Annotated in this window: 10 protein-coding genes and 1 pseudogene; 6 read left to right on the top strand and 5 right to left on the bottom strand. The window is 62.4% G+C overall.

What is annotated here, in order from left to right; all coding sequences use genetic code 11:
• Positions 1-17: 17 nt before the first annotated feature.
• On the bottom strand, positions 18-845 hold the full coding sequence (locus VM621_RS13460) for a MipA/OmpV family protein (RefSeq protein WP_325469481.1): 828 nt from the start codon (positions 843-845) through the stop codon (positions 18-20).
• 553 nt (positions 846-1,398) lie between these two features.
• On the opposite strand from VM621_RS13460, the gene VM621_RS13455 reads away from it, so the two are divergent.
• The 3 genes and pseudogenes from VM621_RS13455 to VM621_RS13445 all read left to right on the top strand — a co-directional run bounded on the left by VM621_RS13455 (position 1,399) and on the right by VM621_RS13445 (position 2,964).
• Positions 1,399-2,052 (top strand): hypothetical protein, encoded by a 654-nt coding sequence (locus VM621_RS13455; protein ID WP_325469480.1) that lies wholly within the window; start codon positions 1,399-1,401, stop codon positions 2,050-2,052.
• A gap of 107 nt (positions 2,053-2,159) precedes the next feature.
• Positions 2,160-2,468, top strand: a pseudogene (locus tag VM621_RS13450) (IS3 family transposase); the annotation flags it as partial.
• 115 nt (positions 2,469-2,583) lie between these two features.
• A complete protein-coding gene (locus tag VM621_RS13445; RefSeq protein ID WP_325469479.1) occupies positions 2,584-2,964 on the top strand; it encodes a hypothetical protein in 381 nt (126 codons plus the stop codon).
• Between the two features lie 544 nt (positions 2,965-3,508).
• On the opposite strand, the gene VM621_RS13440 is transcribed toward VM621_RS13445, so the two are convergent.
• The 3 genes from VM621_RS13440 to VM621_RS13430 form a co-directional block, all read right to left on the bottom strand.
• Positions 3,509-3,934 carry a hypothetical protein gene (locus VM621_RS13440; RefSeq protein ID WP_325469478.1) on the bottom strand — a complete coding sequence of 142 codons (426 nt, stop codon included), beginning with the start codon at positions 3,932-3,934 and terminating at the stop codon, positions 3,509-3,511.
• 49 nt (positions 3,935-3,983) lie between these two features.
• Positions 3,984-4,745 (bottom strand): integrase, encoded by a 762-nt coding sequence (locus tag VM621_RS13435; RefSeq protein WP_325469477.1) that lies wholly within the window; start codon positions 4,743-4,745, stop codon positions 3,984-3,986.
• A gap of 662 nt (positions 4,746-5,407) precedes the next feature.
• The gene (locus tag VM621_RS13430; RefSeq protein WP_325469476.1) at positions 5,408-5,947 is read right to left on the bottom strand and encodes a hypothetical protein; all 540 of its coding nucleotides are present in this window, start codon (positions 5,945-5,947) and stop codon (positions 5,408-5,410) included.
• A gap of 31 nt (positions 5,948-5,978) precedes the next feature.
• Between VM621_RS13430 and VM621_RS13425 the strand changes: the two genes are divergently transcribed.
• From VM621_RS13425 to VM621_RS13415, 3 genes are all read left to right on the top strand, one after another.
• Positions 5,979-6,557, top strand: a complete 579-nt coding sequence (locus tag VM621_RS13425) for a tyrosine-type recombinase/integrase (protein ID WP_325469475.1) — start codon at positions 5,979-5,981, stop codon at positions 6,555-6,557.
• A gap of 123 nt (positions 6,558-6,680) precedes the next feature.
• A complete protein-coding gene (locus VM621_RS13420) occupies positions 6,681-12,980 on the top strand; it encodes a hypothetical protein (RefSeq protein WP_325469474.1) in 6,300 nt (2,099 codons plus the stop codon).
• Complete coding sequence (locus tag VM621_RS13415; RefSeq protein WP_325469473.1) at positions 12,928-13,566, top strand: hypothetical protein; 639 nt, start codon at positions 12,928-12,930, stop codon at positions 13,564-13,566. Before VM621_RS13420 ends, VM621_RS13415 begins: the two co-directional genes overlap by 53 nt.
• Here the strand turns inward: VM621_RS13415 and VM621_RS13410 are convergent.
• The gene (locus VM621_RS13410; protein WP_325469472.1) at positions 13,544-13,975 is read right to left on the bottom strand and encodes a hypothetical protein; all 432 of its coding nucleotides are present in this window, start codon (positions 13,973-13,975) and stop codon (positions 13,544-13,546) included. The genes VM621_RS13415 and VM621_RS13410 overlap by 23 nt on opposite strands.
• Positions 13,976-14,184 lie beyond the last annotated feature (209 nt).

Here is a 14,184-nt window from a genome sequence, read left to right as displayed (position 1 = left end):
CATGGCGACCGTGTGAGCTAAAACGAGTAGTTCATCGCCACGGCCGAGGTCAGGGCAGTGCGCCGGGCGACGATCGGACTGTCATCGACTTGCCCGCTATAACGCACGCCGGACACGACGACGTTGGACGACCAACGCGGACTGAACACATGCGTCCAGTTCAAGCTACTCGAATAGGCGTACAGCCCACCCGCCGCCCGATACGTGGCAAAACGTGTGCGTGCGCTCTGCGCGGACGACACGCCGAAGTACGCACGGTTGAACGCCGCATTGCCGCCATGGACATCGACGTTGAGGGTAAGCATGTCCGCCTCCCGCTGGATCAGCGCAAGCTGGACACCCGTGCGGTAGCGGGCGCGGCGCGTCCCATCTTTGAGCGAGTACTCCGCTTCCGCGCTCATCGAGAGCATGGCATTAAGCTGCTGGGCCACGATGGTGCGGCTCACAATCGAGCCGGGCACATCGCCCATGCCGCGCAGGGACTTCGAACCGGGGCGCAGGTTGCTGTCACGATCCACGCGACCGAAGTCGTAATGAAACGCCTCGCTGATCGAAAAGCCGCCGTCGGTCTGATATTGCGCACCGATGCCGCGCAGCGTGTCGGCGAACCAGGGACCTTTCGCCACCGAGGCCACGGGGAGAAACTGGACACGGTCCCGGCTCGATCCGGCGTAGCGGGGGGCGTTGACCGCAGCCACACCGACGGCGGCCTGCAGCGTGTTCGGATCGGCCGCGGGGGCTTGCGTGGTGGACGCACTATCCTGGGCGATCGCAAGCGGGGATACGGTGACTAAGCCCAGGGCGGTAACCACCCAGGCAGCATGTAACGGTCTCGACGGGTTCATCGGAATGTCCTGGCGATGAGGGTAGGGAAGGGCGACGGCACAACTGCCGTACCAACGAACCGCGGCATGCCATGAAGGCGAACGCGGCGGTGCGATGTGAGAGAGGCTAGGTCGCGATCCTTAAGATCCTCTTCACGGATCTTCAAGATTTGATGGAGGGCGTGCCGATCGACAGGAGGAGATTGGCGTTCATAAGACCGTATGGAACGGTTTTAATGATGTAACCCCGGCCGCTCCACTGACCGAGGCGGTCTTGCTGTTGTGGGAGCGGGTGAGGTCACCATTGAGACCCCTGGCTTGAATACGTCAGGAAACGACGGCCCAAGTATGATCACGTTCCGGATCGAAGACATCGGCGACCAGAAGATACGAAACGGCCCACACGTACGCTTCGATATCTATCGATGGGGCGAAAAGAAGGCTGCGAATACCTGGGGAAAGCGATCGACGCTCGTGTTCATCAAGGGCCTGCAGGCACCGTTAAAGTGTCCTTGGTGATTAGTTAAGGTGCGGGAATGCCCGTAGTGGTGTACTCAAAAAAGGGATCATGATGATGTCGACGCGTACCAGTGTTCTCCTTGCGATCCTGTCGCTGGCCCTCCCGATGGCGTCTTCGGCAAGGGACCTGTGGTCGAAGAACAGTGAAACGCTGAAAGAGACCGCCGAAACGATCGACTGGGTGTCGCCCGGTAACATGGCGAAGATCCATGCAGGCGTCGACGAGGCCCAGCTCACCGTTGGGGGCAAGGTCATCGATGTCCAGGACGTGATGAACCCGGGCTTGACCGAGCTGAATTGGTCGAATGAGGCAAATGCCTTGTTCATCAACTCAAGCGACGGCGGCGACGTAGGAACTTGGTCGACGCGCGTGTTCGTGATCTCCGGGAATGGAGTTCACGAAGTGAAGGTCGGCGCAGCCGTATCAAAACAGCGTTTCCCTTCGGCGATAAGGCGCAAGTATATGAATGTCATGTCAATCGGCTGGATCAACCATGGATCCGCCCTTTTGGTTCTACGCCAGGTTCCAAATAGCTCGGATTACAAGGATATGAACCTGGCAAGGCTCTACGTCGTCGATGTCGATTCCGGCCGCGTCATCGAGCAATTGACGCCAGCAGATGCCGCGAAGAGGTATCGCACGGTATTTGGCCCCGGCGCAGAAGCGATAGTGAGTCAGTCACCCAACGACGTGACGTCGCGCCAATAGGGCAGCACCGCGATCGAGCCGAGGCAAAGGATACGAAGTGGAAGTTGAACATTCGTTCGAGACGGCTGCGGGAGGACGTCACGACCGAAGAAGGCACGGCGGACTGAGTGCTCTTCCATTCGGATCAGGGAAGTCAGTACACGAGCGACGACTGGCAATCGTTCTTGAAAGCCCATGGCATCGTGGCCAGCATGAGTCGACGCGGTAACTGTCATGACAACGCCGTCGCGGAGAGTTTCTTCAGCCCGTTAAAGAAGGAGCGAATCAAGCGCCGGATCTACCCGGATCGTGCCGCCGCTTCGTCGGACGTCTTCGATTATATCGAGATGTTCTACAACCCGGTTCGTCGCCATGGTTTCACTGCCGATCTATCACCGGTACAGTTCGAACGGCGTTACGCACAAACCGGCTCTTGAGTGTCGACGAAAAGCTGGGCGGTCCAGGATAACCAAAAGCCCGACCCAAACTACCAGCGCCAGATGATCAATACGGTCAAGAGCGTCAAGAACTATCTCGACACGGGGCACTAAGATGAGAGCGACAGTTGTCTGCGCGGCCATGATCATCGCGATATTTTCTGTGAATGGCGGGTTTGCGCAAGAGCAAGAGAAAGGCGTGACTCGAGAGAAGGCAGACGCGCTGGTTAAAGCCATGACGAAAAAACATCCTTATAAAGGAACCGACGTATACCCGCTAGATAACGACGGCGGAGAGACGAAGTTTTACGCTTATCAACTTATCTATAACGTGCCCAGGGACCCGACCATGAGTGCCGGATTCGTCAAGGTGAACCGCCGTACGGGAGAAATCATTATTGATGCCGGAACCTTGTGCTATCACTATCCTGGCTACCCAAATAAGCAGCCCATCCAGCCTGGCCCCGAGGTCGATCTGCCGAACGATTGCAATTGATTCCCCGACGAAAGTCGGCTGACGTTGCCGGTTAGGCTCCTCGGCGTAGCGTAGCGTGGCGGATGCGGAGGCACTGCACCGGAGCCAGCACATGGCCAAGCGTGCTCTCGCCTCGACCGAGGCTACCGTTTGCCTCCGAGAGTCGTTGGTGTGCGCGAACAACGAAAGAGGAGGTTAGTTGTCGATGCCCAGCTGCACCATTCCACGTGTTTTCGGATCGGGATTGCCCAAAGGAGAGAGCTCTCGGTCCGCATAACATGCGAAGGCGTGCCCGTTGCAAGGGTCCCGCCCTTACAGTTCTATAGTCCGGGCTGGCGTCGTTCAATATTCGATGCCGCCGAAACAGCCGATCTCGGGAACACGGCGATGCCGGAAGAAATAACCACATTCAACATATTTCCCCCTTTGACCTGCACGCACAAGTCGCGCATGTCCGTATTCAGGTCATATCCTCCGAGTGCTCGAGAATCATTAGAATCCTGACTTCACAGACGCGGCGGAGTACCCCGTTCGGCGACGAGAGAGCCGACTACTCGGTCGTTCTCTAGCGAGAGGAAAACTCAAACGTGTCGAGCATGATCTCGAGCTTCCTTCGCTCGTCGTCTGGAAGACTGGGCGAATCCAAGAGATCCTTGACAAGATAGAATTCTTCTGCGCTCTTCAACACCCCGCGCTTTATTGCCGGTGCGAGCTTTTTCGACATCATTGCGCGCACACTCGCGATGGTGGGAGCGTTCGCGTCAGCAAGTCGTGCGGAGAATTCGGCAAGCGTCTGTGCCGATTCATCTGCAAGATTGGAGATCACGTCCGCAGCCGTCTCTCTAACGGCGCGTTTCGCCTGCGCCATACTTCGTTTCTCGCGCTGCGCCAATAAGTGCATCGGTCTCTGGTCTTCCGGTAAAACAGTAACATCGATGATCGTCTCGGTATAAATCCTGATGAACGTCTTAAGGCTCTCGTAGCTACTCATAGTCTTTCTTCGATGAATCGGGGAATTATTTGGAAGCGGACCACCGAACTCAGAGTTCGATTTGAACGAGGCCGCTCGCCGCTATCCAAGCCTCGAGGGCAGCGGCGGCCCGACCCACCAGCGGTTTGCCGCCGGCACTGGCCGCTGTCGGCCCTGCCTGTTCGGTCTTGCTGCGCCCTAGTTGAAACGCCCATGCCTCCGGGCCCAGCCGTTGTAGCTGTTCGAGGCGTGCACCGGCAATCTCGCTGCGCCGACGCCCGCCGCTGGCAAACCCAAACAACAGTAGCGCGCGATCGCGGACACCTTCCAGATCCTCCCCGCAGATGGCTAGCATGGCCTCCAACGGATCCCGGGTGAGGGCGGCTTTCTTTGCCGGGGTCTTGCCGCGCTGGGCGGCGGCGCGCCGGGCACTGCGCAGTAGCTGCCGCACCTGCGAGGAATCGCTCGGGCTAGGCAAATCTTTTAACCGATGGACGCTGGCCAGGACTGAGAGCCGGTGCTCCACGGTGCTGCGCTTCCACGCCCCCAGCGCCGCCTTGGCGCCGGCGGCGACCAGCGCCGCGTCCAGCGCGGTCGGCATCTCCCAGTGCACCGCGCCGTCGGCATCGACGCGGGGCAGGTGGTCGACGATGAACTGCAGGACCACGGGTTCGGCCACGGGCAGGGTGGGCTCGCGGGCGTAAAGGCCGCGGTACCAGGCGGCCCAGTAACCCAGCGCCGTGCGGTAGCTGCGGGCGGTGATCGCCGAAGCCCCGGCGGCGAGGATGTCGCGGATCGCTTCGGCCGCGCGGCGAATTCCAATATTTGACATAATATACATTATGCGAACAACTGGTAACTTGGTGGGTGTTGCGTCGCAGGTGCCGAGCTCTCGCAATTGACCTTTGCCTAGGCTAGCGTCTGGTCATTCTCGCTGTTGCACTCAGGGGCTGCCTGTGTTTCTCCGGCTATCGAACTCCGCGCTTCCAGCTTCGCTACGCCAAGAAGTCATCACTGATGCCCACGGCGTCCCGCGGTACTGGGCAGCGCCGCGCGCGCATTCAGCCGCCCACAACCTCGCCGTCTTCCTTTACGAAAGGTGCTGGTAGCGGCAGGATGATCTGAAGAACCACCTCTGATGGAGGGTCGGCCGAGAATCGTCAAAAAAAGCGCACTTTACGCTGTACGGCATTGATTTATAGCAATAAACAGCTTCGTGCAGCAGCTTCACGAGCAGTCTCGGGGTTGATACTGGGCGGCGGTAGAAGAACCGTCCAAGGGCCGGCCGCTGGAAGACATTGTGGTGCCTCTGATGAGGCACGAAGGCAGCACGCCTCAGCCCACCCTATGACCCGCCGGACCGCCCTGCCACCGCTCCCCTTCCAGGCGACGCGTCAACGCCTGGCGAGCACCGTAAGGGGCGACGCCCCGGAACGTAGCCCCACCGACTCACTGGGCGAACTGGTCGCCGCGGCCGGCGAGGGCATCGTGCCCCTAGCCACCGCGGTAATCAGCCCGACCGGCACGCCGTTTCGCTTCGCGCTCTCGGCCGATCAGGCCGCCTCCGCGGCCACCTACGTGGCCCAACAGGCCTGTCACGGCACCCACGGGCTGGCGCCCAATAGCCGGCGCAAGCGCGCCGCCGACTGGCTGACCTGGCTGGCGTTTTGCGCACACTACGACCGGGTTGTGCTGCCGGCCGCGTTCGACGACGTCCGCGAGTTCCTCGACCTCCTGATGACCGCCGGCCGCAAGAAAGCCACGATCGAGCACATGGTGTGGTCGCTGGCGGACATCCATCGCCGCCACGGATGCCCCAACCCGATGGATAGCGCGATCGCTCGCGATTATTGGAAGGACCTGGTCCGTGAACGTCTCGACGGCGAACAGGCGCAGGCGGCACCGCTGACGCTGGATGTGCTCGAGCAGTTGGTTGCGGCTTTGCAGGGCGACCACGCCGCCACGCGGCGGGTGGCACCCCGCATGCAAGCCCTGGCGGACCACGCCCAGCAGCGGCTGGCGACAGCGGGACACCGCCCTGCTCCACACGGCCTACGATCTGCTCATGCGCGCCTCGGAGCTGGTGGCTATGATGTGGGACCGTCTCGACACCCTGCCCGGCGGCGGCGCAACGTATCGCCTAGGTCGCACCAAGACCGATCGGGCCGGTACCGGACGCACGCTCTACTTGCGCCCGGAGACGCTACAGGCCCTGGACGCCTGGCGCCTCGAAACGCCCGAGGCTGGTCGGATTTTTCATGCGGTGGCCGACGATCTGTTCCTCGATCCGACCACCGCCATCAGTGCCGCCGAACGCCAGCGCTGGACCTTACGGGTTGCCCGGGCGCAGGAACAGGAACGCGCGGCATTAAGCGCGCGCGAGGTCAGTGCAATTTTTCGCCGGGCCGCCGCGCGCGCAGGACTGGATCCCCACACGCAGTGGCTGTCCAGTCACTCCGCCCGCGTCGGCGCGGCCCAAGACATGGTCCGCAGTGGCGCGACGACGGCACAAGTCCAGGTGGCCGGTCGCTGCGATAGCGAACGCATGCCGATTCGTTACGCGGAGCGCGTCATGGCGCGCGATGCCGGAGAGAATCGGTTTGCCCGCCTGGCCGCCATGCGGCGCGGCACCCCCAAGCGGTAACTGAGCGCCAGTTCCACGCGCCGCCCTCGACTGCGCCAAGCTGGCCCTCCGCCCGCACGCGCGACGTTGTACGCTACGCGCGCGCCGGTCATGTCCGGCTGGATGCCCATAAAAGGAGTGGCAATGACAGGGACTGATCTGGTCCGCCCGAGCCGCGACGGCGATCAATTTCACTACCTTCGCGCGGCCCGGCTGAGCCTGGGCCTGCTGGAAGCGCATACGGATCTCGTAGCTGTCACCATTGAGGGGGTCACCCGTGCCGACGACGCCGAGGCCGGTCTCGATGTCATCGACCTGGCGCTCTACTACGGTGGCGAGGCGCTACCGCAGGCTACGCGCGTGCACTATCGCCAGTTCAAACATTCCACCCGCCGCGGCGAGGTGGCATGGACATCCAGCGGGGTGGCGCCGACGCTCGCGGGCTTTGCGGCTCGCTACGTGGAACTGGTTGACACCTTCGGGCGCGACGTTGTCCATGCCCGCGTGCGCTTCGAGTTCGAGACGACCCGCCCGATTGCGGACACCGTGGTCGCCGTATTTACCCAAGACGCCCCGACCAAGGAATCTCGGGAAGCGCGTTATCTGCGCAAACAGACCGGCCTTTCACCGACAACCTTCCGTGACTTTGCCGCCCTGGTCAGGTTAATACCAGGCACGGCAGATTACCTTGCACAGCGCACGCTCCTGGACCGCGATGTGGGCAGCTACTTGCCGGACCAGGATCGCGATGCGCCGCTGAAGCTCAAGGAACTGGTGACGCGCAAGGCACTGTCGGAATCGGCAGACAACCCGACCATACGGCGCGAGGACGTGCTCCACGCACTCGACGTCTCCCTGCGCGACCTCTTTCCGGCGGAACCGCTTATTGAGGTTCCCAGCGACCTCGTTGACCGCGACCAGACGGCATCGATTGCCCGCGCGATAGGTTCCCACCCTGGATTCACGATCATCCAGGCCGATGGCGGCGAGGGCAAGTCGGTCACGACGACGCAGCTAGCCGCCCAGTTCGCACCCAGTAGCGCGACCTTCGTCTACGACTGCTTTGGCAACGGCGCCTACCGGGGCGCGAGCGGGTACCGCCACCGGGCTCGGGACGGGCTGGTCCAGATTGCGAATGAGATGGCCGCTCAATCCCTTTGCGACCCCCTCATTCCCAGCGCGAAAGCCGACGACACCGCCTATGTTCGGGCGTTCCGCGACCGGGTGATCCAAGCCAGCCTAGCCCTTGCGGCACGGCATGACGAGGCGATGCTCGTGCTTGTCATCGACGCTGCAGATAACGCGCAGATGATTGCCAACGATCTGGATGACGGTGATAGCTTCCCCCGCCTGCTACTACGCGAGACGTTCCCGGAAAACACGCGCATCGTGTTCACGGGGCGCCCTTATCGTATCGCGTTGCTCGAGCCGCCCTCGACAGCGCAACGCATCACCCTGCGCACCTTTGACCTGGAGGAGACACGTGCGCACCTCTGCCTGCACTACCCCGACGCCAACGCCGACGATGCCAAAGAGTTTCACCGGCTAACATCGCAGAACCCACGCGTCCAGGCGTATTTCCTATCAGCCTCGAGCTCGGTCTCCGGCATGCTTTCGATGCTCGGCCACACGCCACAAAGCGTCGATGACACCATCGCACGCAGTCTCGCTCGAACGGTGGACCGACTGCTCGACGACGCGGTAGGAGTCGAACGCGCCCAGTTCGATCGCTTGTTCGCCGCCCTGGCGACGCTCCGACCGTTCGTCCCCACGGACATTCTGGCGCGCGTGGCCGACGTACCGGTCGCGATGGCGCGAAGTGCCGTGCTGGATCTCGGTCAGTCCGTGCTGCTGAGGGACGACGCCGTCCAGTTCAGGGATGAACCCACAGAAGATTGGTTTCGCCGGACTTATCGCCCGGCCACGGCAGCGCTACACACATTCATCGCCCCACTGAAGGCACTGGCCACGTCCAGCGAAAAGGCACTGGCCACGTCCAGCGAATACGTGGCGGCCGCACTCCCCCAGCTGATGCTCGAGGCTGGCGAGTTCGATGAATTAGTCGAACTGGCGTTGCTGGGTGAAGGGCTCCCAGCGACGGGCGCGATCGCACGCCGAGATATCGAGCTACAACGGCTTCGATTCGCCCTGAAGGCCGCCGTCCGACGAGCGCGTTATCGTGACGCGGCCCATCTGGCGCTCAAGACCGCTCAACTCGCCGCGGCCGACGAACGCCAACAAAATCTCCTCACGCGCAACACCGACCTCGCTGCGCGCTTCCTCGGCGCCGCGCAGCTATCCGAACACGTGTCCAGACGTCAGGTCGGCGGGGGGAGCTGGACGGGCTCCGAGCATGCGTACGAAGCCGCCATGTTGTCGGGCAATGCCGCGCTGCACGGGGAGGCCCGGAGCCATCTGCGCATGGCATACGACTGGCTTCGGCACTTCTTCAGAAACCGCGATAAGAACGACGAATACCCCACCACTCGCGTTGAGGACGCCGACGTGGCCGAGTTATGCCTTGCAGAACTGAATCTGCACGGTGCCGTCGCGTGTGCAAGATGTCTTCGCAGATGGCGCCCCAGAGAACTGTCGTTTCGCGTTGGCAACCTCCTGATCTCTCGACTCGCCGATGCGGGCCGCTTCACCGACATCGACGCTCTGGCGATCGCTGCGCGGAACGATGTTGGCTTGCTGCTTGCTTCGGTCGTCCAGCTACGCCGCATCGGCCATGCCCCTCCCGCGTTGGCGGTCCGTCGGCTGTTGCGATTGCTGCTGCACCGTCGAATCGAATTGCCGACCTCGGCCAATTGGCAGGACGATGACCGGCGCCTGGAGGCCATCAGTGGCGTGATTGTTGCGGCCCGATCCCTTCGCGTTGCCTCGAAACGGCAGCTGCAGGGACTTGTGAGGCGCTATACCCCGTCCGCGCCGCCCTACAGCCTCCACGCCCAACATGCACCCCGAGAGCGCCTGGTGGCCATGCGTTTCTACGCCCTTCGCGCAGCCCTCCTGGGCAAGCCGCTCTCGCTGAAGTCAATGACCCCGCAGCGCATCCGTGAGGACGAACGCGACCAAGGCACGTCGTCGCCGTCCGTTCGGCGCTTCAACGAGGAGGTGGGCGCACTGATCCCATGGCATGCGCTTGCCGCCGAGGCGCTTCTGGACGGCATTGGCGCCGACACGGTGCCCGGTCGAATCGAGCAAGCGATCGCGGCCATGCGCGGCGCCGGCCGCTTCGATCATCATGATCGCTCACCCATCGCCGATGAAGTCGCGCTGCTGTGGACCGAGGTCATTCTCGGCCAGCCCGCACCGGCGCTCCTGTGGCCGGAATTCGAGCGCTGGCTTAGCGGTCTGAGTACCCGCCCGTTCATTCCAACGATGATTCGCATTTGCCGGCGGGCAGCGATCCATGGTCACGCTTACGAGCAGGCCTTCGCCCTTGCGCGCGAGGCCTTTCAGCAAACCGCGGAGTTGACTGACCCGGCAGAAACTAAAGTTGACCTCTACGTCGACGTAACCCGGGCACTCCTGGCCTCAAGCCCGGATGAGGCGCACGCTTACTTCAACGAAGCAATCCAGGTATCCAGCCGAATTGGTGAAGAGAACCTCGATCGCTGGTCCGCCCTATTGCATCTGGCCACCCCGCCGCTGGATGCCTCTGGAGCCGATGCCGAAGACGCCTATCGCCTAGCGCGCGGCGCGGAATTCACCTACGAATTCGTCGTCAGGGACAAGCACTTCGACTGGTCACAAACGGTCGTTGCGATGGCAAAAATCTCCCCGTCGTCCACGCTCGCGATTGCCAGCCGCTGGGCGGACCGTCATTTCGGCGAACGGTCGCGCGTCGCGGAAAAGGCGGTCAGTACGCTCATCGAAAGCGGGCAACTGGATCCGCGCGACGCCTTTGCGTTCCTCGGCTTAGCCGACTACTGGTCGCGTATTGACCTATTGCGGGCCACCTTAGAAGCCGAGCCAGATGCAGCGAACAAGGCCATCGTGGTCGACGTGTTCTCTCGGTATACGACATTGGCGCCGCTCTCCGCCGACGATAGGCCGAAGGTAACGGCGATCCTGGCCGGACACGGTCTTGATCGCCACGACATCACTTACCAGGAACCCATTCCACAGGGGCGCAGCCGCCCTGACAAGGGGCAAACCGGCCGTACGCCCAGGCCGGCGCTGCCGTCCGACGCCGTCTTCGATGGACTGGATCTGCTGACAAAAGCTGGCATTGAGGAGGCGAAACGGCGCTTCAGCGCCGAGCGCGAGGGCAGGAGCGTCGACGGATTCTTCGGCCATCTCTTTTCGCGCATCAGTCTTCCCCACGTGGCGGCCTTCTTGCCCGTGCTCTTCGCGGTCGAGGTAAATAGCGTCTACGACTTGCAACGCATTCATGATCTCCTCCCGGCTGTCTGGGCGACGTCCATGGCAGCGCGAGCGGCGCTCTCGCAGTGCATGCAGACCTTTTTCAAAAAGGAGGCTGGTGCCGTCTCTCAAGACCGCTGGTTCTCAAGGCCAGCACGCGACTTCGTTGCTCGTTACACCACGCTTAACTACGGCGACCTCCTGCGCCGCGCCGTTACAACACAAGCGGCCTCCACCCTTCCCGAGGACGCGCCCGATCTTTACCGGTTAGTCGGCGTTCTCGCCGCATTGATCCCGGCGGCAGACGCGCGGCAGGCGTTGAGGTATGGCCTGACACTACTGGAAGCGGACCTGCCCGCGCGGATATCGGACGGTCCGTGGCAACCTGAGCTCGCGACTCCGGGCATGGTTCCCGCGTTGGCGGGGTACCTTTGGGCGGCCTTGGGTGCGCCTGAGGCGGCCACACGCTGGCAAGCGGCGCATGCTGTCGGCATCCTATGTGCCACTAAACGCGACAGCATGCTGGACGCCCTCCAGGACTTGGCGACGACAGCCTCGTCGTTCGCGTATACCGACCAGTCGCTCCCGTTTTACGAAAGGCATGCATTGCAATGGCTGTTATTTGCCTTGCGGCGCGCGGCAAAGGCCCGTGCGCAGGCCGTTGAGCGGTTTGACACGCTACTGCAGGCGCAGGCATCGGCGGGGACCGAGCACGCCCTCCTGCGCAGGCTCGCGGCCGAGACGTTGCTTGAGCTTCACACAGCCGGACGCGTTGAACTGACCGCGACACGCGAGCGTGAGCTTGCTGCCATCAACGAGTCACCCCACGCCACCGTCACACACAACAGGGTCGGACCGAGGCGCTCCGCGCCGGGGGCTCGCGACGGTGACCGTCGCTTTCTGTTCAACTACGACTTTTCACGCCATGTGGTCGACCCGCTTGCCCAGTGCTTTGGGATGTCCACGGCAGAGGTGGAAGACGTGGCGGCCACGGTTATCCGCGACGAATGGAAGCTCGCCTTTGACGGAAGTTGGAACCAGGATCCTCGCGTTACGCGGGACTTCTTTCGCGGTGATTCCCTGCGTCGCTATGACGGTGCCGCAGAGCGAGATACCTATTCACTCTATCTGGCCCATCACGCGACGCTTGTCACAGCGGGTCGCCTTCTCGCCAGTCGCCCGCTTCATGTTGATCCGCGCTACGACTCGGAGGGCTTCGCCGCGTGGCTGGATCGGTTTGATGTCACCCTGCCCCACCGCGTGTGGCTCGCAGACCGCCGGGACACGACGCCCGCCCTTCCACAGGCCGAACAGGAAGTTCAGGCCGATGGACATAGCCATCAGACGGTCGTGCATGAACAACTGCTCGCGGCGATAGCTAACGGCAGTGAGATCGTTGTCCATGGCGACTGGACGGCGACACGCGATCGAATCACCGAGCGAATAGCGATCACGTCGGCTTTTGTTTCGGCGACACACGCAGACGCCCTTATTCGTGCATTGGCTACCGCCGACGAACTCTATTCGATAAGGCTACCGTCCTCTGACCAAGACGAGTCAGTTGACGCCTACGGCTTCGCCTTGGAGCCCTGGGTGCACGAGCTTGACTGTGAGGAGCGTGTCGATCAAGTTGATCCGTGGGCTGCCGGCCTCGACCCTCGGTTTGGCGTGCCTTCCGACGGCTTTGTTGAACGATTCGGGCTCGGTGCTGATAACGTCCAGCGCGTTTGGTGCAACCGTGACGGACAGCGGGCTCTCGAAGCCCTTACGTGGAGCGACGGCAAGCCCAGCGACGACGCCAGTACTGCAATGCGCGGCCACCGTCTCGTTGCAGCCATGGATTTTCTGAACCGAGTTACCAACACCTCGGAGCGTTGTTTAGTTGTGACTGTGGGCTTAGAGCGTCGACGCGTCCACCGCTCCTACGAAGCCGACAATGACGAGAACACACATGAAGAAAGGCTCTACGGAATCTACAGACTCGCACCCGACGGACAGTTCACCGGAATTTCGCGCCGCCTTGGCGCTCGGCCGAAAGCTCGTCGGCAGTCTAAACGACGACGGAAATCATGACCTGCTCAGCGTCTGGATGGGGCAGTACGTTGCCGAGCTCATGCTCGCTGTCCCCGCGACCCCGTCCAACGACCGACTTGTCGCGCAGCGGGCATGTGCCAGCGCGATCCTTGACCTATGGTCGCATCGTGCAGCACTTCCCGCCGAACGTAGGCCATTCAGTTCGCTGGAGCCGATTGTCGATACGCTCGCTGCACTGCGTGATGAGTCTGCGTTTTCTCAGTTGTATCGGGGGCACTTTGCCCGCGCCAGTGCGCTAACGACAACCGACCAGGACTCGGCGCCATGGCTGACTGCCATGCGTACAACCGATGCCGCCGCCAAGTGCATCCTCTCGTTTGCGCTCGATCAAGCCCTAGCACGTCTAGACCGCGATGCATCGGCATGGCTCGCGCTAGCCAAGGAGGTCGAGGATCCGGCGTCACCAGACATTGCCCTGCTGCAGATGATAGTGGGTGGCGATAACGAAAGACCGCCTGTGACGGTACAGCAGCGCTTGCTCGACGACCGCATCCGCAATGTCGATACCCTCATACGCCAACTGAACGACGTAAAGGCCTCTCTCAAGGCAGAGAAGGCCAAATAGCGACCGACGACTTAGTTGCAATGGCCAGAGCGCTAGCTCCTCCCCGCAGACGCCTTGTTGCCGGTGGCCCAAGCGAGCCGAGTGCAAGCGCCTCCGCCGTCGACCAGTCGACGCCGGCACCGTCATCGAGCACTTTCCTGCGTGCATCGAGGAAGCGCTGCACGGTCGCATGTACTCGGAACCCTTCGGGCCTGCTGGTCAGCGCGGCACCGACGCGCGCAAGGGTGTCACGTGTCACGCCCGTATCAGTAACGGCGGTGCCGCGTTCCGTGCGCAAGCCTTTCCAGCGCCCCTCCAGCCAATCCGGCTTTTCGGGACGGTAGGTCTTCGCGGCCTCAAACTCCGCATCGAGGTGAGCGACCCACTCAGACTTCCAGGCATCCAGCGTCGCCGGCGTCGCCGGCGTCACGATGCCATCCGCCGTGCAGCAACAACAGTGCGTGCGTGACGCCGTAACAACATTCCTGCGCGCGTTCGCGGGCACGCGCTGACGAGTGGACACGCCAAGCACCCAAAGCTTCGGGTGTGCACGAATTCGGCACACTCCCAGCAGCGTGACTCGTTCTGCTCGCACTCGCCGCTCGCGACGGACGCAACACACGCACCCAGAGCAACTCG

Origin of the sequence: Luteibacter sp., from assembly GCF_035539195.1 — a bacterium.
GTDB lineage: Bacteria > Pseudomonadota > Gammaproteobacteria > Xanthomonadales > Rhodanobacteraceae > Luteibacter.
The sequence above is the reverse complement of the archived record's forward strand: the minus strand, read 5'-3'. Positions and strand labels throughout refer to the sequence as shown.

Bases quoted from the DNA above. Each gene is read 5' to 3' on its own strand.
- VM621_RS13460 (WP_325469481.1), bottom strand. From the start codon at position 845: ATGAACCCGTCGAGACCGTTACATGCTGCCTGGGTGGTTACCGCCCTG.
- VM621_RS13455 (WP_325469480.1), top strand. From the start codon at position 1,399: ATGTCGACGCGTACCAGTGTTCTCCTTGCGATCCTGTCGCTGGCCCTC.
- VM621_RS13445 (WP_325469479.1), top strand. From the start codon at position 2,584: ATGAGAGCGACAGTTGTCTGCGCGGCCATGATCATCGCGATATTTTCT.
- VM621_RS13440 (WP_325469478.1), bottom strand. From the start codon at position 3,934: ATGAGTAGCTACGAGAGCCTTAAGACGTTCATCAGGATTTATACCGAG.
- VM621_RS13435 (WP_325469477.1), bottom strand. From the start codon at position 4,745: ATGTCAAATATTGGAATTCGCCGCGCGGCCGAAGCGATCCGCGACATC.
- VM621_RS13425 (WP_325469475.1), top strand. From the start codon at position 5,979: ATGCGCGCCTCGGAGCTGGTGGCTATGATGTGGGACCGTCTCGACACC.
- VM621_RS13420 (WP_325469474.1), top strand. From the start codon at position 6,681: ATGACAGGGACTGATCTGGTCCGCCCGAGCCGCGACGGCGATCAATTT.